Annotated in this window: 6 protein-coding genes, 1 tRNA gene and 1 pseudogene; 5 read left to right on the top strand and 3 right to left on the bottom strand. The window is 36.4% G+C overall.

Features of this window, described 5'->3' with window-relative positions; all coding sequences use genetic code 11:
• Positions 1-4 precede the first annotated feature (4 nt).
• The gene (locus tag BM296_RS03740) at positions 5-202 is read right to left on the bottom strand and encodes a hypothetical protein (RefSeq protein ID WP_091901552.1); all 198 of its coding nucleotides are present in this window, start codon (positions 200-202) and stop codon (positions 5-7) included.
• The gene (locus BM296_RS03745; RefSeq protein WP_091901554.1) at positions 192-1,028 is read right to left on the bottom strand and encodes a class I SAM-dependent methyltransferase; all 837 of its coding nucleotides are present in this window, start codon (positions 1,026-1,028) and stop codon (positions 192-194) included. The genes BM296_RS03740 and BM296_RS03745 overlap by 11 nt, the downstream gene beginning before the upstream one ends.
• A 287-nt stretch (positions 1,029-1,315) precedes the next feature.
• Between BM296_RS03745 and BM296_RS03750 the strand changes: the two are divergent.
• From BM296_RS03750 to BM296_RS03770, 5 genes and pseudogenes are all read left to right on the top strand, one after another.
• Positions 1,316-1,624, top strand: a pseudogene (locus BM296_RS03750) (S41 family peptidase); the annotation flags it as partial.
• Positions 1,625-2,420: 796 nt separating this feature from the next.
• Entirely contained in the window at positions 2,421-20,393 is a 17,973-nt protein-coding gene (locus tag BM296_RS03755) for a T9SS type B sorting domain-containing protein (RefSeq protein ID WP_218157857.1), read from the top strand.
• A gap of 17 nt (positions 20,394-20,410) precedes the next feature.
• A complete protein-coding gene (locus BM296_RS03760) occupies positions 20,411-21,361 on the top strand; it encodes a PorP/SprF family type IX secretion system membrane protein (RefSeq protein ID WP_455565247.1) in 951 nt (316 codons plus the stop codon).
• Positions 21,362-21,405: 44 nt separating this feature from the next.
• Positions 21,406-21,777 carry a dihydroneopterin aldolase gene (gene folB, locus BM296_RS03765; RefSeq protein WP_027065496.1) on the top strand — a complete coding sequence of 124 codons (372 nt, stop codon included), beginning with the start codon at positions 21,406-21,408 and terminating at the stop codon, positions 21,775-21,777.
• Between the two features lie 96 nt (positions 21,778-21,873).
• Positions 21,874-21,947 (top strand) — tRNA-Cys (locus BM296_RS03770).
• Between the two features lie 100 nt (positions 21,948-22,047).
• Here the strand turns inward: BM296_RS03770 and BM296_RS03775 are convergent.
• On the bottom strand, positions 22,048-22,446 hold the full coding sequence (locus tag BM296_RS03775; protein WP_177214913.1) for a DoxX family membrane protein: 399 nt from the start codon (positions 22,444-22,446) through the stop codon (positions 22,048-22,050).
• Between the last annotated feature and the right edge of the window lie 3 nt (positions 22,447-22,449).

Raw genomic sequence — 22,449 nt, forward strand, 5'->3', positions numbered from 1 at the left:
AATATTATCTACGCTTTTTGTTTACAACGCTATACTTACAAACGTTCTTTCCCTCGTACCTAATTCTATGTTCAGATAATAGTTGTGCTATTATTTCTCTTGTTTCATCTTCATCCAGTTGAATTCTTTCTCCAAGATCTAGTTCATTTAATTGGCCGTTATTTTCAATCAGAGCTTTAATGTATCTTTCTTTATTTTCCATTTTTAGTTTTTTTTACTGCTATCATCATATGTGGACTAAAAGGTAAAATGTAGCTGTCGTTTTCTGTAATTTGAATAAGATCCATTAAATTTTTCTTCTTTTTATTATTTAGCATATTAGTGAAATAGTCTTTATCTAGCCAAGCCATTCCTTCAACGGCATAGGTATTTAGGTATGTTAATTCCTGATTTATAAATTCATTTTTTAATTGTTCGGGTTTGTGATAATAAGCCTCAGCTAAAAGCCAAGGAAAATCATCTGGGGGATTGTGAATTCCTGTCGTCAATTCACTCTTACACATTTCAAAGAATGACTTTTTATGAATAAGACCATTTAATAGACCAACTAAAGTTGATGCCGTATAATTTATAGCAAAACCCAAAATGATTCCGTTATTTTTTAAAACACGTTTAGCTTCTTTAATACTTATATCTCTATCTTCCTTTTTTTGTAGGTGATAAAGTGGTCCATGAAGAATTATGAGATCTGCAAATTTATTAGGAAAGTCTAATTCTTTAGATTCACCTGATTTAACTTGAAACTTATTCTTAAGTTTATTAGTTCTTTGTTTTGCTATTTGTAAATGTTTGAAAACAGGCTCAACCAAATAAACCTGATGTCCTTTTCGAGCTAGCCATTCTGAATATTTTCCTGTTCCTCCACCTATATCAATAATTTTTGAAGTTGTTGAAGGGATATACTTTTCAATGAGAGATTTAATTCTTTCAAATTCAATTATACCCATACCTTTTTCGAGTCTAGTTTCTTCAGATGCTTTATTATAAAAGTCTTCTATATTTCTACTTATTAACTGTTTACTTTTCATTTTTAATTCATTGTAAGATTATCACAATTTGAAGAATTTAATATCATTCAAAGTGATGATTCAACTGATTTTTAATCAATTGACTTTGTTTAAAATTTGATAATATAATTGGGTGTATTTACCTAGGCACTGGAAGATATCCATGCACTATTTACTCGATTGTCGAGATCGTCTTTTTAGAAAGACTCAGATAATATGTAGAATTAGTATAACAGATTTTAAAGATAGAAATTCTTAATTAATATTCCTGAATTGATTTACATAACAAGTAATTAAAATATAAAGGCAATGTGGTCTTATTGGTAGGTGAGATATCTCATAGTCGAACAGAATTTATTGCAATGAGTCTTCAGGCAGGCGATAATGTAACTACTATTGGTAGCCAAACTTCAAGTGCTGATGGTAATGTTAGTCGATTTGAAATGATAGGTAGCTATAAAACCATGATAACTGGTGTAGGAATATTTTATCCGGATAATACCGAAACTCAAAGAAAAGGTGTCAAAATTGAAATGGTGTGTAAACCAACTATCGATGGTATTGTAGCAGAAAAAAATGAAGTCTTAGAATGTGCTTTGAACTATATTAATAACTAAATGCTGCCCATTTCAATTAAAAGGGTTTAGAAAATGATATTTGCTTACAACTACATTATGCATTACTCGTAATAGGATAGCGCAACACTGTTTTTAAGCCAAAAGAAGTGTGTTTTTATAATTTCCCAGGAAGAACCACCCGAGTATATGAAAAGCCGCTAGAGCGGCTTATAATAATTCCTAAATCTTGTTTCTGTTGTGTGAAATTCTTGCCTAAAAAACCTTAAAAGCGCTTTATTTGGTAAACAATTAGCTTATAAATTGTAAAATAATCTGATTTCAAAAGCATTTTATTTTTCATTTCCTCTATAAAAAGCAAAGCGATTTCGCTAAAAATATAGTGTATTTATATGATTGTTTTGGCTGTTTAAAACAGTACTTTTCAAGTCAATATTATAGTATTTAATACTATAATAGAATAAAAAAAAGAGCGATTCTTTTAATCAAATTAGCTCTAGAAAACATGAAATTTTGCAACTCTTCAAAAATATTTTCATACTATATTTTTTTGAAATTACCTCAAACGATTAAATATTAAGATTGCGCTGCTAGGTGTATTATCGTTGAAATGCACTGTTTTTTTAAAAAACAAACCCATTCAATTTGCTGTTTCACAACAGAAAACATCGTTACTACAACAATAAATTCTTCACGTAACTACTAAGGTTAATATTTGTTATTGGAGAATTCCGCGTGGAACGATATGAAATTAATATTGCTTGAATGGATTCTTCAGAAATTATAGAAGATGACCAAACTGACTAGTTTTTTAGAATTTACCAAATACATTTCTCTTATGGGAAAACATTACTCAAAATGTTTATTTTTCATTTTATTCTTGGCATTAGGTTTGCAAACTGCGGTATCGCAGGTTAAAGAGCCTTTTCAAGTGCGATATGAGGCTGATATTCGTGGAGAATTAACATTCATTGCAAACAACATTGTTAACAGATACATACCAGAAAGTACAGGTGGTAGGTGGGTTAGAAATGGAAGAAGATGGAGATATGAAACATTTACAATTCCAGAGGTTTCTCCCAATGATCCGCTTAATGATACCGGAAACTCTTCTGATTACAATGATAATTACGACATGCAATATATTGATGTCGATAGTGATAGCAGCACATTTAGTTCTAGTAGTGCATATTTAGAAATACCCGATGTTGATTGTTCATTGGTACGTTATGCAGGATTGTATTGGTCTGCGGTTTATGTAAATTCTGATAGAAGTAACATTGATGATATTAAGTTTAGAACTCCGGGAGGAGCCTATCAAGACATAACGGCAGATGAGGTTATTTTTGATGGTAATGGAGATGCAGATTTTGGTTATTATAGTCCATACGCAGCCTATAAAGATGTAACCTCTATAGTCTCTGGATTAGCAGATCCCAATGGAGATTATTTTGTTGCCAATGTAAGAGCTAGTACAGGAAACAGTATTTCTGGTGGTATTTCTGGTGGTTGGAAAATGGTTGTTGTTTATGAGAACCCAAACCTACCAGGCGATAAATTTATTACCACTTTTGATGGTTATGCAGGTGTAAAATCAGGCGAGAGTATTGATATACCAGTAAACGGATTTACTACTTTACCAGCTCCATTTCCGGTTTATGCAAACATGGGTGTTGCTGCTTTAGAGGGTGATAATAGAATTGGTGGTGACGCATTACAAATAAATGCAAACGGGTCTTTTACAACATTATCAAACGGTCAAAACCCAGGAAACAATTTCTTTAATTCTAGTATAACTCAATTTGATACGCAGTATACAACAAGAAACCCAAACAGTATAAATACATTAGGTTGGGATGTTGACCTTTTTGAGATACCTAATGGTGGTGCTAGCAATACAATTATTCCTAACGGTTCAACTAGTGCTATTTTAAGGGCTAGTTCTTCTCAAGATAAGTACGATATCTTTTTTACTTCTTTTGATGTGGATATTATTGCTCCCAATATTGTATTGGAAAAAAGAGTACAGACTCCAGGAGGTGTAGATATTACAGGGCAAGGTGTACATTTAGGGCAAACATTAGATTATATTTTAACTTTTGAAAATATTGGTAACGATGATGGTGTAAATTATACGATTAGAGATGTATTACCAGTAAACGTTTCTCCTCCAGATGGCAGAAGTTTTTTCAACGCTACAGATTTTACATTTCCCGCACCTATATGTGAAGGCTTTCCAAGAACTTGTCATGAGATTACATATACGTATGACCCAGCTACGAGGGAAATAGTATTCAATATTCCAGATGTTTATGTTGATGATGAAGATGGTGAATATTCAATTGGTTTTAGAGTTCAAGTAGCTGAAAACTGTTTTGATTTCATAAATGCCTGTTCAGATTTAATTGAAAATTTAGCGTATAGTTCGTATAGAGGAGAGAACAACTCTGCTCAAGTTACAGATGATCCAAGTGTTACTGATTTTAATACTTGTGGATTTGTTGTTCCAGGAGCTACCAACTTCCTTTTAGATGATCTTTCTGATTGTAATTTTGAAAGAACGATAGAACTATGTGGTACTAGTGCTATTTTAAATGCTGGTGATGGTTTCGATTCATATATATGGTATCGAGATACAAACAGTAATGGAGAAATAGATGCTACAGATATTGAAATTAATGATGGTGATCCAGATAATGATCCAAGTACACAGGTTGTAACACTTGTTGGTCAATATATAGTAGATAAAATTGTTGCTGATCCTTGTAAAGGATTTAAAGAAATTATTAATGTAGAGCCATTTGGTTCTGGTAATTTACCAAATCCGGTAACAGAGTATTTTAATGAGGTAAATGGAGATACTGACCCAAGTAACGATATTCCTGGTGAAATAGTTTTCTGTAGTGATGACAGCTCTTTTTTACCAAAAATATTTTTATGTGGTATTAACGATTCACAACCATTAGCAGTCAACATTGTTGATGCTCAAAGTGTTTCTTGGGAATTGTTAGATGAAGGTAGTTGTGGTATTAATGCTGTTGTAGGTGAAGATTGTGCCAACAAAGCACTTACATGTTCTTGGACAGAGGTAGGTACCGGTAGTAATTACTTATTGAATGCGCCTGGTGAGTATAGACTTTCTGTAGTTTACCAAAATGGGTGTACAAGCCGTTTCTATTTTAAAGGTTTCCAGAACAACCTAGATATTGAATTTAATAATAGAGATATCGTTTGCGATACTGACGGCAATATTACTATTACAAATCTTGGAAGTGGATATGGATATCAACTTGTAGATAATGATACTAATGCTACTATCGTTCCATTTAGTGCAAACAACGGACCAAGTTTTGATTTTGCTTCTGGTGAAAATGGTTCTTATAGAGTAGAGGTCACTCAACTTGATACTAGCGGTAATCCAATTCAAGATGCTTGTATTTTCACAACTCCTGTTATAGGTATTCGTGAGCGTGCAATAACATATGATGTTAACGTTACGCCAGAAACTTGTTTTAGTTTAGGGACTATTAATCTTCAAATTACAGATGCAGATGCACCATATGCATTTGAAATAAGAAGTAATGATGGTACAAATGGCGGACTTGGAACTTTAATAGATAGCCAAAATGGTCATGGAGATAACAACTACACTTTTACAGATGTAAGTGCAGGTGATTATATCGCTTATATTTCAACAGATGATGGTTGTTCTTATAGTGAGGAAATTACCATAATTGATGAAAATGATTTAGCGGTAACAGCAAGTGTTTCTCAAGCTATTACTTGTGAAGACGGTACTATATTAATGAATGCTACAGGTGGAAATCCAGAATATACATATGCCATTTGGACCTATGTTGATGAAGGCGGAACTACAGTTACTTCGTTCCCATCTTTTGCAGATATACCGGCAACCAACTTTCAAACTAGTCAAACATTTAATGTTTCGGCACCAGGTGATTATACATTCTTAGTATTGGATAGAAATGGGTGTTATGTAGAATCTAACACGGTTACAATAGAGTATCAACCAACTGCAGATTTCGATCCTACAACAGTTACAGATGTGCTTTGCTTTGGTGAAGCTACGGGTAGAATTCAATATAATATTTCAAATGCTAACGGGTATACTTTACTATTTACATTGTTTGATTCGGCAGATCAACCTTTGGCAAATAATAGTTCTGGTAATTTTCCAAACTTAGCGGCAGGTGATTATAGAGTTACCATAAATCAAACTAGAGGTGCTGCTTCTTGTGATTCAGAAGAGACATTTACGATTGCTGCTCCTTTAGCTGCAATTAGTGGTGATGCAGTTTTAGTGCAAGATTATACTTGTTTGCAAGATGGTATCATTGAAGTGCAAAATGTTGCTGGTGGTACCGCTCCTTATTCGTATAGTATTGACGGAATTAACTTTGTTCCAGATACGACTGCCAATGCAAATCGTTTTGAAAATTTAACAGACGGTTCTTATACCCTTACCATAAGAGATGCTAACGATTGTACTTTTGTTACTAATCAAATTGTAATAGATAGACCAAATCCACCAACGGATTTAACTGTTGTTGAGTCTCAAATTACATGTCCGGCGCAAACTGCTAATTTAACGGTGAATGCTATTAATGGTACTGCACCTTATGTGTATTCAATTATTGCTCCCGCTACAATTGCACCAACTAGCACAACAGGAAATGAAGCTGCTTTCAATGGTCTTGCTCCTGATACGTATACAGTAAGGGTTACTGATGCCGATGGTTGTTTTTATGATGAAAATTACACGATTAATGCTATTAATCCAATGTCGGCAAGTGGTCAAACAACGCAACCGATTAGCTGTTTTGGTGCTGCAGACGGTATTATAAGTTTTAATGTAAATTTCCAGGCGGGTCAAAATTTCACTTACACGGTTACAGGTCCAACAGGAATTGTTAGAACAGGAGGTACAGAAGCTGTTATTGATAATATTAATGGTTTAGTTGCAGGTAATTATACAATTGATATTGTAGACACTGATACCAACTGTACATATACGGCTACCCATGAATTAGAAGGTCCGGCTTCGGCATTGGCAATTTCTAGTTTAACAGAAATACAACCAAGTTGTACTTCTGCCGGTAGTGTAAGTGTTCTTGCAACAGGTGGATGGGGTAGTTATGTTTACGAATTAAACAATCCAGACACTACAGTATTTGGTTCTAATTCTACAGGTTCTTTTAATGGGTTATCCCAATCTGGAACATATAACGGTACTATTACCGATGCTAACAATTGTAGTATTCCGTTCACGTTTGACCTTAATCCTGCAACAGCACCAGTTCTAGCTATAACCCCTAATCAAGAATGTTTTGATGATGCTGTTTTATTAACGCTGACAGCTAGTGTTTCTTCTGGTGGCGATGGTACTTTTGAATATAGCTTAAACGGTGGTGCTTTTAGTAGCACAAACGTATTTGCTAACCTATCTGCAGGAACATATACTGTTGATGTTAGAGATGGTAATAACTGTACGGACTCTGGTAGCATAACAATTGACCCTGCTTTAACGGTTACAGCAAGTGCCAGTACTATTACTGCTTGTGGCACAGATACCGATATAGATATTTCTGCTGCTGGTGGAGATGGTAATTATGTATATGCAGTAGTAGGTGACGGAGTTACACCAACTGCGAGCGATTTCGGTGTAAACAGTACAATTTCAGTTACCGGTACAGGTGATTATGATGTGTATGTAAGGGATAATAGTGGAAATGTTGATTTCTGCGAAACACCATTCGATATTACAATTGATCAAGATGCACCTTTAGCATTAGCGATTTCTAATTCTGATATACTTTGTAGTGGGGAAAACCAAGCGACTTTAACTATTGTTGCTACTGGTGGTGAAGCTCCAATTACTTATAGCATTAATAATGGTACAACATACCAACCAGAAAACACTTTTAACAATCTAGGAGCAGGCTCTTATAACATTCGAGTAAGAGATGTAAATAACTGTGAGATTGCTCAAACTTATACCATTTTAGAACCTTTCACACTTTCAGCATCTGCTGCGGTTACTCAATTAATAGAGTGTAATCCTAGCGATGGTGCTGAGGTTAGAGTAACAAATGCTCAAGGTGGTACTTCACCATATACTTATAGTTTTGATGGTGGTAGTACGTATGGTACAAGTGCAACAGGCTTTCTTTTGGCTGGTACACATACTATTTATATTCAAGATGCTAATAATTGTACATATCCAATGAGTGTTACAATTGATCAAGCACCAACTCCTCCAAATGTAGTGTTGACTCCAGAAGTTGATTATTCATGTGACGGAACTGGGATTGTAACCATTACACCAGATAATCCAAATTTAGATTATACCTATAATCTTAATGGTACAGCAAATACACCTGCAGATTCTAACGTTTTCACTAATGTACCAGTAGGTACACATACAATTACGGTTGATTATATTAGTAATACACCTCCTGCAAGAAGTGAATTATTAAGAGAAGATTTTGGAGTAGGACCAAATGTTTCGATAACACAAATTGATCCATTATTTTGTTATGAACCTCAAGATGGAACGCCAAGTTCTTGTGCCTCTTTTGGCACAGATACTCATATTCAAGATGGAGAATATTCTGTTACTAATACTATTATTAATCCTTATAATTGGTTAGTTCCAAATGAGCAATCAGGTGTAGCAAATGGAAGATATTTAGCAATTAATATTGGTGGTGTAGCAGGTGTTAATGGAGTTGTTTATGCTAAAAGAGGTGTTGAGGTAATTCCAAATAGAGATATTACAATTGCACTAGATATATTTAATTTAAAATACGTTGGTTCTACAGGTGCTAACGCTAATTTAGATATTCAACTTGTTGATTCTTCTGGAAATGTAATTACTAATTTGGTGACTGGTGAGGTTCCTAAAAGTACTGACCCTGATGTTTGGGAAAATTATACATTAACTCTTAATCCTGGAGCAGAAACAAATATAGATATTGTAATACGAACTATCGGTACGGCAACTCAAGGTAATGATGTTGTTATCGATAATATTCTTGCATTTCAAACTCCAGAACAATGTTCTCAAACCGTTTCTATTGATGTAACGGTTGATGCAGGTAATGCTTTCGAAGCAGCAATGCTTTCTTCAGAAGATTTAGATTGTAATGCAGATAATTCTGGTTCAATCACATTTGAAGTAGATAATTATGGAACAAGCGGATTTGAATATAGTTTGGATAATTTTGTGAGTATTTTAGGTAGTACTACAGTTTCACCTCAAACAATATCAGGTCTTGCTGCCGGAAATTATACAGTGTATGTTAGAGATGCAGGTAGTACACTACCGGGTTGTTCAACTTCATTTGACCATACAATTTCAGAGCCAACGTTAGTAGTTGCCGATGCAGATCTTACACAAGATTTTACTTGTAACAATGGTGGTGCCGAAATAACGGCAAGTGCAACTGGTGGAACGCCAGGATATGAGTATCAATTAGAAGAAGATGTTCTAGGTATTGTGACTGCATACCAAACAAGTACCGTTTTTAGCGGATTGCCTGCTGGAACGTACAATGTGCGCGTTATGGATGCTAATGGATGTATTGATTTAACCGATACGACGATTGTTATTACGGCTCCAGAAACACCGGTCTTCACTTTACAAGAAACGGTATGTTATAGCGGAAGTAATGATGCAACCATTCTTGTAGATGTTACTGCAGGAAATGGCGATTACCAATTTAGAATCAATGGTGGTTCTTATGTAACCCCGGCTCCAGTAAATGCTACGACATATACGTTCACGGGACTTTCAAACGGTACATATACTGTTGAGGTTACCGATGCTTTTGGTTGTGATGCTCCGGCTCAAACAGTAACCATAGAACAAGAAGTTACGGTTAGCGCAAGCGCTAGTACAATAACGGCTTGTGGTACTGATAGTGAAATTAATATTACCGCTGCAGGTGGTGATGGTAATTATGTATATGCGGTAGTTGCCAATGGTTCAACTCCAACAGCTGGCGATTATGCAGCAACCAATCCAGTTACCGTTTCTGGTGCTGGAGATTATGATGTTTATGTTCTTGATAATAATGGAGGCACAGATGCGTGTTCTGCAATGTATGATATAAATATAGCTCAAGATGCTCCTGTAGCAGCAACACCAACGGTTGTTGATGTTACTTGTTTTGGTGGTAACAACGGTAGTATTTCTTTAGTACCAAGTGGTGGTGAGGCTCCATATACCTATAGTATCAATGGCGGTACTTTTGGTACCGTAAGTTCATTCAATAACCTTACGGCAGGTACTTATGATGTTCGAGTAAGAGATGCAAATAATTGTGAGGCGGTATTATCACTTCCGGTAAGCGAGTTACCAGAAATAGTAGCAGAAAGCGTACAAACAGAAGCGTATACATGTAATCAATTAGCTGAAATTACAGTTGGTGGGGTAACACCTACAACTGGTGGTTCTGGTTCTTATCAATATAGCTTAAATGGTGGTACTTGGACTGCAGCGAATACTGGTGGAACAGTTTTTACTGGTTTATCTGATGGTACATTTACGGTTCAAGTTAGGGATGCGAATAATATTTCTTGTGTAAATAGTCTTCCAAATATCATTATTGCACCTTTACCAACAGCTCCTTTATTAAGTAGTTCTGTAGATTATAGTTGTGATGGTACAGGTATTATTACAATACTGCCAAATGATGCTTCTTATACCTACAGCATTGATGGAAATACACCACAAACTAGTAATGTATTTAACAACGCTACAGTTGGTCAACATACCATTTCTGTAGATTACGGTAGTGATTGTACTACAGACATTATAGTTGATGTTCAAGATGGTAATGCTTTTGATGCTGCAATTTTATCTTATGAAGATTTAGATTGTAATGCAGATGGTTCTGGTACGATAACTTTTGAAGTTGAGAATTTTGGAGCGGGAGGTTATGAATATAGCTATGATAGTGCTTTTGCTACTATCGAAGGTAGCGATACAGCACCTACCCATCAAATTACTGGGTTAGCTGCGGGTACTTATACTATTTATATTAGAGATGTTGACAATCCAATAGCTGGTTGTACTGAAATATTGACTCAAACAATTATTGAGCCAACCTTAGTGGTTGTCGATGCAGATCTTACACAAGATTTTACATGTAACAATGGCGGTGCAGAAATTACGGCTAGTGCAACAGGTGGTACTCCAGGTTATACGTATCAATTAGAAGAAGATGTACTCGGAATTATAACTGCATACCAAACAGAAACCGTTTTTAACGGACTGCCTGCCGGTACGTATTATGTTCGTGCGAGGGATGCAAATGGTTGTTCAGACTTAAGTGATACTCCAATTGTAGTCACTGCTCCATTAACTCCGGTATTTACACTTCAAGAAACGGTATGTTATAGTGGTAGTAATGATGCAACTATTGTTGTAGATGTTACTGCAGGAAATGGTGATTACCAATTTAGAATTAATTCAGGATCTTGGTTGACACCAACGCCAAGCAATGCATTAAGTTATACATTTAGCAATCTTACAAACGGAACCTACACTATAGATGTAAAAGATAGTTATGGCTGTCCTTCTGCTCAACAAAGTATTACCATAGAGCCACAATTGCAAGCTTTTGTTGATGTTGTGGATATAAGTAATTGTGCAGATGGTACTATTACGGTAACGCCTTCTGGAGGTGATGGCAATTATGCATATGCTTTTGTACCAACGACCACAAGCCCTACAGGCTTATTTGGGTCATCAAATTCATATATAGTAACCCCTGGCAATGAAGGTATTTATGATGTATATGTAAGAGACAATGCAGCGGGTACGCCTTTCTGTGAATATGTGGAAACTGTAGAGGTAGATCCAGCTGTAGCTTTAACTTTTACAGCATCTGCTACAAATCCAATTTGTCATGATGGTTTAGGAAATATAGAAGTTAATGTCACTTCTGGTGAGAACCCGTTTACTATTGAAATTATCGATTTAGATAATGGTGGAGCATCAAATCAGACTTTAACTAACGTTGTTACTTCAACAACAACATTTTACAATCTTTCTCCAGGAAATTATACTATTAATGTAAGAGATAACGATGGTTGTTTAATTTCTGATACGCCTGTAGAAATTGATAACCCTGATGAATTAACAGCAGATTTTGACCCTATTTTACCTCCTGGATGTGATCCTGATCCAAACCAGTACGGCTTTAGACTAATTAATTACCCTACTACTTTAGGAACTTTAGAATTTAGTGCAAATGGAGGGGCATCATGGCAATCAGGCGATACTTTCGTAGGTGTGCCTTATGCTTCTGGAACGGAAGTGGAACCTGCTATTAGGGTGGTTGGAACTAATTGCCGTATTGATTTGCCAAGATACACTATACCTTATCCTTTAGATAATCTTAATATTGATCTTACCGCTAATCTTATTAGCTGTAATAATCTTGAAGTTACTGTACAAGGAACGGCAGGTTTAGCGCCATACCAGTATACATACTCCGAAGATCCGGCAAATTTTGACTCTTCTACAGCTGTATGGACTGCTTATACACCAGGAAATCATGTATATTCTGGGTTAATACCTGGGCGAACGTATGTTTTTTATGTGCGGGATAGTAGTCCTTGTTTACGTCAAAGTAGTGTTAATGTAAATGACATTGCGCCTCCACCAGTGCAAATAGATGCCTTGGTAACCCCAACATGTGACGGGTTTAACAATGGGCAAATTACATACACTGTCACTGAAAATACATTGGGAGAACTAGGGGGTTCTTTCGATTGGGATTTTTACAGATTAGAACCTACTTTAGCACCAACCCTTGTTGATTCGGGTTCTATTCCTACATTTACTTCTGGAGATAGTTTTGTAGTACCTACCCCAGCAAGTTTACCAGAAGGTGATTATTATGTAGAAATTAGAGGTAATGCTCCAAATAATTGCATTATTGGAGGTGAAAATATTCGTGTTAGAGAATTAGACCCAATAACGTATACACCAGCTGTATTAAACGATATTACTTGTGCGAATAATGGAATAATACAGATTCAGAACATTCAAGGCGGTGGCGGAACTTATACTTACACCCTTAGCAGTAGTAATTTCACTTCAAACATTGTAACAACGTTGAGCTCTATAGAGGTTCCAATTTCTAATTTAGATGATGTTACAGTAACTCCTTTTGATATAAATATTGATGTAACAGATCAGTATGGTTGTACAGTGGTAACACAGACTGTTTCAATGAATACTGCCCAAAGTCCATCAATTGATAGTATTTCAATTGCAAATTGTGCAACACCGCTAAGTTTGACAGTAAATGCTACTGGTGGAACGGGAACATATTTATATTCTATAAATGGAGGTACCACTTATTTGGATAATGGAGGCGTATTTAACAATATAGCTTCAGGCGTATATAATGTATCTATCATTGACGGAAATGGATGTACAGATACCGATACGGTAGATGTTAATCCTGTTTTAGAAGCTGATGTTAGTCTCACTAAATTGTTGGATTGCTCTTCTTTACCTGATGCAGATATTACGATTGATGTGAATTTTGGCTCTGGTAATTATGATTATGAGATTTCTAATGGCTTGGGAGCTGTAGTAACAAGGACCAATCTGCCGACCAACCCATATATTTTTAATACGTCAGTGCCAGAAGATTATATCATTACCATATATGACAATAATACTTCCTTACCTGAATGTAATAGGGTGTTTACTATAACAGTGCCGCCAGCAGTAATGCCAGTAATATCTATTGACTCTTATAGTGACGCTAATTGCAATGATTCTGATGATGGAACTATTACGGTATCTGCAATAGATAGCGGTATAAGCCCCTTTACTTTTGAGATTATTTCAGGACCAGGAAGTAGCGCAACCTTTCCAATTGCGGCAACATCGTCTACAGCAACAAGGGCTACTTTTGAAGGCTTAGAAGGCGCGGTTACAACAGGAATTACGTATACCATTAGGGCAACTGCAGCTAATGGATGTTTTGTGGATACCACCCAAAATATTATTGAACCAGATGTTATTAATAATATTGATGCTTCTGTAGTTGAATTTGGTTGTACCGTTGGTAATAATTCAAACAATGCGACAGTAACAGTAGATACCGCTGCAATTACTGGAGGTAGTACTAATTATGTTATTTACGAATTCGTAGATAGTAGTTCTGCAGTAGTTCAATCTGGAGCATCGAATATATTGACCGTTACAGATAGAACTGGCGAGACCTATACTATTAATGTATACGACGACAAAGGGTGTTCTGGTAGCACAACTGCTACGGTATTACCTTATGATGAGATGACAGGTGCAACGGCTGCGGTAACCACTACAGTTACGTGTGCTCCAGGAAGTGATGGTGTAATTACGGTTACAGCAACATCTTCTGCTAGCGATAATACAAAATATGAATACAGTATAGATAACGGAACTACTTATGTTCCTACTAATGTCTTTGGCGGATTATCTGCTGGAAATTATAATTTCTTAATAAGACATATCGATACCGGTTGTGTTGTAACAGCTTCAGCTATAATTGAAGAACCAAATACGTTTTCTATTGATGTTGTTAAGACAAGTGATGTAGTTTGTTTTGGAACAGATACTGGCGAAGTAACCTTTGAATTGGTTGACGCAACGTATAACACAGGATTCGATTGGGAAATTTTCCGAACTGATAATACTTCTGTTGATAGTGGTTCGGAACTGGCAAATGGTCCAACTCCAATTATTAACTTAGGTGTTGGTGAATACTATGTTTCTATTTCGCAGGCTAATAATCCTTTCTGTACCAATGTTGAATATTTCAATATTGCAGGTCCCGATGCTGATATTACCGGAAACACTGTAGTAACTGATATTACTTGTGTGCCAGGAAACGATGGAACAATCACTATCACTGATGTTATTGGTGGTTGGGGTGGCTATACGTATTATGTTGACACGGTAGCACCAACATTGCCAACTGATTTCGTAGCCAACGCTACTTTTGATTCGTTACCTGCAGGTACATACCAAGCTTGGGTACGTGATGCTGAGGGTTGTGAGAAACTTATTCAAGATAATATTGTACTTGATGTTCCGGATCCGATTGCGGCAACATTACAAGTAAACATAGAGAACTGTACAAACCTACAGGGAGAGATAGAAGTGAGTTTGCCAACAGGTGGACAAGGTAGTAACTATACCTACCAATTGGTAATGGATAATGCTAACTTCCGTGCACCACAGAACACCAGAGTATTTTCAGGATTAGGTGCTGGGGAATACGAAGTAATTGTTACGGATCAGTGGGGTTGTACATTTACTACGTTACCTGTAGAATTATACGAACAATTAAGCGCAACTACTTCTGTAGACAAAGCAATTGATTGTACGGGGACAATTGGTGGAACAATATCAATAAATGTAACTGGTGGTTCTACAAACCTTGAATTTGTAATGACGCCTCCAACAGGTGCTGCAGTAACTCAGGCGAATAATCCAATTTTTACCGATCTTGTAGATGATGGTACCTATAGTTTCTTAATTAGAGATTTAGATACTACAAACCCTGTTTGTGAAATAACGGTAACGCAAGAGTTAGCTCCGGCTATTCAGCCAATATTTGCTGATACCCATATAGATATTACCTGTTTTGGAGCCAATGACGGTTCAATTACACTGACACAAACTGAAAACGGAGTAAACCCGTTGACATTCACTATATCTCCTGTAGCAGGAACATTTAATGCTAGCAGTAATACGTTTGAAGACTTACCTCCAAATACGTATGTAGTAACTGCAACAGGAACCAATGATTGTAGTTCAGTATCAGGTAACATCGTTATTGAAGAACCATTGCAGATTCTTAATGTGAATGCAGATGTAGTAGAGTTCGGTTGTACTGCTGGTAATAACCCGAACAATGCTACAATTACTGTTGACGAGACTGCCATTACCGGTGGTAGTAATACTTATGTTATTTACGAATTCGTAGATAGTAGTTCTGCTGTGGTACAATCTGGAGCATCTAACGTACTTACTGTTTCTAATAGAGCAGGAGATACATATACTATTAATGTTTATGATGATAAAGGCTGTTCAGGTAGTACAACTGCGACCGTACTTCCTTTTGATGCCATAATCGATGTAACTGCAGATGTAACGAATACCGTTACATGTGCGCCAGGAAATGACGGAGAATTGACAGTAACCGTGAATTCAACATTAAGTGACCCAACCAGGTTCGAATATAGTATTGATAATGGTACCAACTACCAAGCTTCTAATGTGTTCGGTAGTTTGTCTGCAGGATCGTATACGATATTGGCAAGACACATAGATACAGGTTGTATTGTTTCCGCAGCACAAACTATAGCAGAACCAAATACATTTACTATTAACATTGTTAAAACAAGTGATGTCATTTGTTATGGAACTGCTACTGGTGCGGTAAATTTTGAACTAGTAGATACAACATACCCTGGCGGATTTACTTGGACTATTTATGATACCAATGGAACTTTAGCGAATACGGCTGATGATACGGTTGTAATTTCTAATACAGAAGCTGCAAACGGTCCTACCGCAGATATCAATTTAAACGCAGGTAGTTACTACGTTTCTATAACCCAAGATAATAACCCATTCTGTACAAATACAGAAGCATTCACTATAAATGGACCAACAGCTGATATCAGTGGAAATACTGTAGTAACTGATATTACTTGTAATCCAGGTAATGACGGTTCAATAACTATTACCAACGTAGTTGGTGGTTGGGGTGGCTATACGTATTATGTAGGTGTAGGTGTTCCTATAACTACAGATTTCGTAGCAGGTGCTACTTTCTCTCCTCTTTCTGCAGGTACATACCAAGCTTGGGCACGTGATGCTGAAGGTTGTGAAAGATTGATTCAGGATAATATTGTACTTGATATTCCAGACCCGATAGCAGCAATATTAGAAGTAAACATAGAGAACTGCACAAACTTACAAGGAGAAATTGAAGTTAGTATGCCTACTGGCGGACAAGGAAGTAATTATACATACCAATTAATCAAAGACGGTACAGATTTCCGTGCACCTCAGAATACTAGAGTATTCTCTGGTTTAGGTGCTGGTAGTTATGAGGTATCAATTATTGATCAATGGGGTTGTCCTTTTACAACTAATGCGGTGGTGCTTTATGAGCAAATGGATGTTTCTGCGACAGTAGATAAGTCTATTGATTGTACGGTGACTCCAGGTGGAGAAATCACGGTTAACGTAACCGGTGGTTCTACAAACCTTGAGTTTGAAATGACTACGCCATTAGGTAGTATTGTAACGCAAACTACAGGTGTATTTACAAACTTAACCGAGCCAGGAACATACACATTTGAGGTTAGAGACCTAGATACAACAAACCCTGTTTGTGAAAGAGAAGTGACCCAAACATTAGATGCACCGGTAGACCCAGTCTTATTGAATGCTACGATAGTAAATGTAAGTTGTTTTGGAGATACTGATGGTAGTATTAGAGCCAATATTGACCCAGCTACCGACGATAACCCTGTTTATCAATATGAATTATATGAAATAGCCGATTTGGTAAATCCGATTGTTCCAGCTCAAAATGACCCATTATTTACAGGTTTAGCGGCAGGAGAATACCAAGTAAGAGTAATTTCTAGTAGAGGTTGTGAGGGTATCAAGAATGAAACTATTACTGAGCCAACACAATTAACGGTTAGTGCGGTGGCAACAGAATTTAGCTGTTCCCCAAGTAACAGTGTGAACGCTGCAACCATAACGGCAACAGCTGGTGCAGGTACTGGTACCGCTCCATACTTGTACAGTATTGATAATGTTATCTTCCAATCATCGAACACATTCAATGTTACAGATAATGGAAGTGTTCAAACCATAGATGTTTATGTAAAAGATGCCAATGGTTGTTCTGAGCCTACGACTGTTACGATTCAACCATTAAATACATTTACGGCGACTGTCGCTCAAAATGTAGCTATTAATTGTACGGTTGATGAAACGATAACGATTACCGTTGCTGATAATGGTTTGGCACATAACTACGGTTATGAGTTGTTACCAATTGGTAATGCCACAGGTACTTTGGTAAGTACTACAGCAACTTCTGCAACGTACGATTTAAACACTGTTGGTTCTTATGTATTTAGAGTTACAGATTTAGATACGGGTTGTTTTGTAAATACAGCTAGTTATACGGTTGCTCCGTTCGATTTAATTACGGCTACTGCAACTGCTATTTCAGAAGTAACTTGTTTTGGTGATACTAATGGCAGTTTAGAAATTGATATTGATGGATATACTGGTAATTATAATTACGAGGTTTTTAATACTGCTGGTGTTTCAGTAATAGCATCGACTGCAACTGACACTAGTATTAACCCAAGAACAATAACAGGATTATCTGGTGGTAGCTATTACGTAACTATTACAGAGACTGATATTCCTTTATGTTCTGAAGACACGAACATAATAACGATTATATCTCCAGATAGACCTTTAAGTGGTGTAGTTACTCCGCTGGCAGAAGCTACTTGTACAGATGATCAAGGAGAAATAAGAGTTGCCGTACAAGGTGGATATAAGCCTTATGATATTGTTGTAACGAATACTACAACTGGTGATATATATACAATGGATGATGTTAATGAAGGTATCTTCACGGAACTAGCTGCGGGTGATTTCACAGTAAGCATTACCGATGATGCCGGATGTGTAGTAAACTATACAGAAACATTGACTCCTGCTACTCCAATAATAGCTAATGCAACTCCGCTTGTTACGGACTTAGCTTGTTACGGTGACACAGGAGCTGTGGTAACAGCAAATGTAACAGGAGGCGGTAGTGGTACATATGGATATCAGTTAAATTATTATGATGCAACTGGTTCAACCATTATAACTACAACGGGAGTACAAACGAATCCTAATTTTAGAGATTTAGGGGCTGGATTCTACAGTGTTACTGTTGTTGACGGATGGAACTGTGATACCACAACAAATACTGTTGAGGTTAGAGAGCCAACGGAAGTACAGGCTAGCTTAATTAGAACCGATGCTTTAACCTGTGCAACAGGAGCAGAATTTGAACTTACCGCAACAGGTGGTAGTGGAACGTATGAGTATAGTGTTGATAACATCAATTTCTTACCAATGACAGGCAATGTAGTTTACTTGCCAGAAACGGGTACGTATCAAGCTGGTAGATACCAATTCTATGTGCGTGATGCCATTAACGGTTGTGAATCTGCGATTTCTAATGCAATAACTGAAAGTGAGATTCCACCTTTGGAATTAATGGTTGATAGAACAGCAGCTGTACTTAACTGTACAGGAGAAAGTACTGCAATCATTTATGCAAGTGCTGATGGCGGATTAGGAAACTACCAATATGCATTGTTTACCGATAGTTCTTTAAACGTAGCGTCAAGAATTGCAGGTCCTCAATCACAGGGAGTATTTAGAGATTTAGGAGCAGGTACATATTATGTAACAGTAACAAGTGAAGACTGTGAAACTACAGCTGAAGAGGTGATAATTGTTGACCCTATTCCATTATCTTATACTGAAAATGTGATAGATATTACATGTTCTGGTGAGAATGATGGTGAAATTACGGTTACATTATCTGGTGGTGCAGGAGGTTATCAATATGCAATTTCTCCGAATTTAAATCAATTCTATACTGAAGGGGTATTTACGGAATTGGCTCCTGGAGAGTATACTGTCATCGCTCAAGACCAAAATGGTTGTTTCGAATATTTAACATACACTATTTCAGAACCGGCAAGTTTAGCGGTAACCGTAGATACGACACCAGAAATTTGTGTTGATAGTCAAGATGGTTCTATCATACTTGAAATTACAGGAGGTACGGCACCATACAGTACGGCATTGAATTCTAATGATGATGCAGATTTTGTGTTGAACAGAACAGAATTCTTTGACATGGCTGCAGGTAATTACCTAATCGTAATTAAAGATGCAAATGGTTGCGATACCAATGTTGTAGTTGATATAGAAACAGGTGTTAACTTAAATGCTACCATAGAGCCATTTTATGAATGTTCAGGTGCTACTCCAGAAAATTATATAAATATCACTTTAGAAGATGATAGTGTAATTGGCGATGTGCTTTATGCGATAGATTCTGTTGATCCGGCGGCTTTACAATTGAACCCTGATTTTAGAAATACAGCACCAGGTAACCATTACATTACTATAGCTCATGCTAATGGATGTATTCAAACAATTGATTTTGTAATTGAAGCATTTGAGCCATTGACGCTTGCTCTAGAGCAAAATAATATGAACGAAATAACAGCAGTTGTAGAAGGTGGTAGAGAAGGATACACTTACTATTTCGATGGTTATGATAATGGAGATAATAATACGTTCTATATCACAAGAACAGACACCTATGAGGTTCGTGTTGTTGATGAGAACGGATGTTCTTCCATCGCTAATATATTTATGGAGTTCATAGACATTGAAGTGCCTAATTTCTTTACTCCTGACGGTGATGGGCAGAACGATTTATGGATACCTAGAAACATAGAACAATACCCACAAATACTAATAAAAATATTTGATCGTTATGGTAGAGTGGTTTCAGAACAATCTGTTGATTCAGAAGGTTGGGACGGAACATATTTAGACAATGAATTGCCAACCGGAGACTACTGGTATGTAGTTAAACTGAATGGCGATAGAGACGAAAGAGAATTTGTTGGACACTTTACCCTATACCGTTAAAACTTAACCTAAAAATGATGATGCGGAACAGTCTATTGACATTGGTATTATTTATAAGCGTTTTCTCCCTTAGAGGGCAGGAGCTTACGATACCTCAATTATCTCAGTACCTTGCTGATAACCCTTTTGTAATGTCACCTACATACGCAGGTATTGGTGACCACGTTAAAATAAGACTTAACGGACTTACACAATGGGTAGGTATAAAAGATGCACCTGATACCCAATCTCTAGCTGCAGATATGCGAATTGGAGAAAAATCTGGTATTGGTACCTTATTATATAATGATAGTAATGGTGAAACAAAGCAACAAGGAGCAAGGTTTTCTTTTGCGCACCACCTTACCTTAGACCGTTATGATGATGAATTTTTGTCTTTCGGTATTTCATATAACTTTAACCAGTTTAGAATTGATAATACAAATCCAGATTTAGTTGCCGATCCTTCTTATGTTGGTGATAAGGCTACAACAAACCATAACTTTGATTTAGGGGTGTTGTACAGGTATGATAAATTCTATTTCAGTGTTAATGCATCTAATATTTTAGATAAGGATTTAAGTAATTTCAACGCTTTATATGAGCCTAATAGATTAAGAAACTATTACGTTTATACGGGTTACAGATACATGAAGAAAAGAACCAGTAAGATGGAAATTGAGCCTTCTGTGTTATTTCAATTGTTTGAAAGTGATGGTCGTTCTGTTACCGATTTAAACTTGAAATTCAGATTTTACGATTTTGAAGATTATTTCTATGCAGGTATCAACTATCGTTTCTTAAATGATCAAATTGGTAATCCGCTTTATATTGCTCCAATAGCAGGTTTAAAGAAGAGTAATTTTTACTTCGGATATTCATATCAGGTAATTCTAAACGAACTACTTGGGTATAGTTCAGGTACTCACGTAATCACCTTAGGGGTAGATTTATTTCAAGGTATCAGTAATTGTCGTTGTACGTATTAATCCTTCATGGAGATTCATTAAGTTTGTTCTCCAGAAAATAGCAAATGGGTAAAGTACAATTAGAGAATATAAAAGCATATGCCCATCATGGGTGTTTGGCTGAAGAAACGAATATTGGCAGTGACTATTTAGTCAATGTTTCTGTAGATACAGATTTACTGACAGCTTCTGTCTCCGATCAATTAAAAGACACGGTAGATTACGTACATATCAATCGGATAGTAAAGCAAGAAATGGCAATACCATCTAAGTTGTTAGAGCACGTAGCCAAAAGAATCATTGATCGTATATTCATTGAACTTCCAACAGTAGATACCGCAACAGTTTCTGTTTCTAAAATTAATCCACCTATAAATGGGGATGTAGAAAAGGTAACTGTATCATTGAATTTGCAAAGAGGACAAACAGTAAACTAAGGCGTTAGACCTTAAATATCATATTTCCTATAATTTCTTGGTTTTGAATGCAGCTTAGATTGGGATAATTGTTTATTTTTGCTCTCGCTTAAAAATGGCATCGTGGCCGAGTGGCTAGGCACAGCTCTGCAAAAGCTTGTACAGCGGTTCGAATCCGCTCGATGCCTCCAAAACCCTCCAATTAGGAGGGTTTTTTGTTTCTTATCATTTGTGAATAAAATGATTCCGCGAATTATTAAGTCAGTTTTCTGCTCTTGAAAAAAGAAGTTTCTAAGCTTGCAAAAGGAATACTAGTATAATGGTGGGTATAAAATATACTGCAATGGTTTTAGCACCTTCGTAATCTTTGGCAATTCTTTGTCCAAATAACAACATAAGTAATGTTATACTAGATAGAATTGCGCCATAGAATGCAAATTCCGTTGCTTTAGAACTTAGAATTTGATAGATTCCAACGACACAAAGTAAACCTGCTACAACCTCCGTAACCAATATTATGCCTACTAATAACGGAACAATATTTTTAAATGGTGTTTCAGAAAAATGTCCTTTTAACCAAGAAATATTGCCGTTCCAATCTGTAATTTTATCAAAGCCACTTTGTAAAAAAGTGATAATCAAAAACAATAATAATAATATTTCAGTGGCATTATTCAATACTGCATTCATATT

Source organism: Maribacter stanieri (assembly GCF_900112245.1).
Taxonomy (GTDB): domain Bacteria; phylum Bacteroidota; class Bacteroidia; order Flavobacteriales; family Flavobacteriaceae; genus Maribacter; species Maribacter stanieri.

Excerpts from the sequence above, each read along its gene's own strand:
- BM296_RS03740 (WP_091901552.1), bottom strand. The coding sequence starts at position 202 with ATGGAAAATAAAGAAAGATACATTAAAGCTCTGATTGAAAATAACGGC.
- BM296_RS03745 (WP_091901554.1), bottom strand. The coding sequence starts at position 1,028 with ATGAAAAGTAAACAGTTAATAAGTAGAAATATAGAAGACTTTTATAAT.
- BM296_RS03775 (WP_177214913.1), bottom strand. The coding sequence starts at position 22,446 with ATGAATGCAGTATTGAATAATGCCACTGAAATATTATTATTATTGTTT.
- BM296_RS03760 (WP_455565247.1), top strand. The coding sequence starts at position 20,411 with ATGATGCGGAACAGTCTATTGACATTGGTATTATTTATAAGCGTTTTC.
- folB (WP_027065496.1), top strand. The coding sequence starts at position 21,406 with ATGGGTAAAGTACAATTAGAGAATATAAAAGCATATGCCCATCATGGG.
- BM296_RS03755 (WP_218157857.1), top strand. The coding sequence starts at position 2,421 with ATGGGAAAACATTACTCAAAATGTTTATTTTTCATTTTATTCTTGGCA.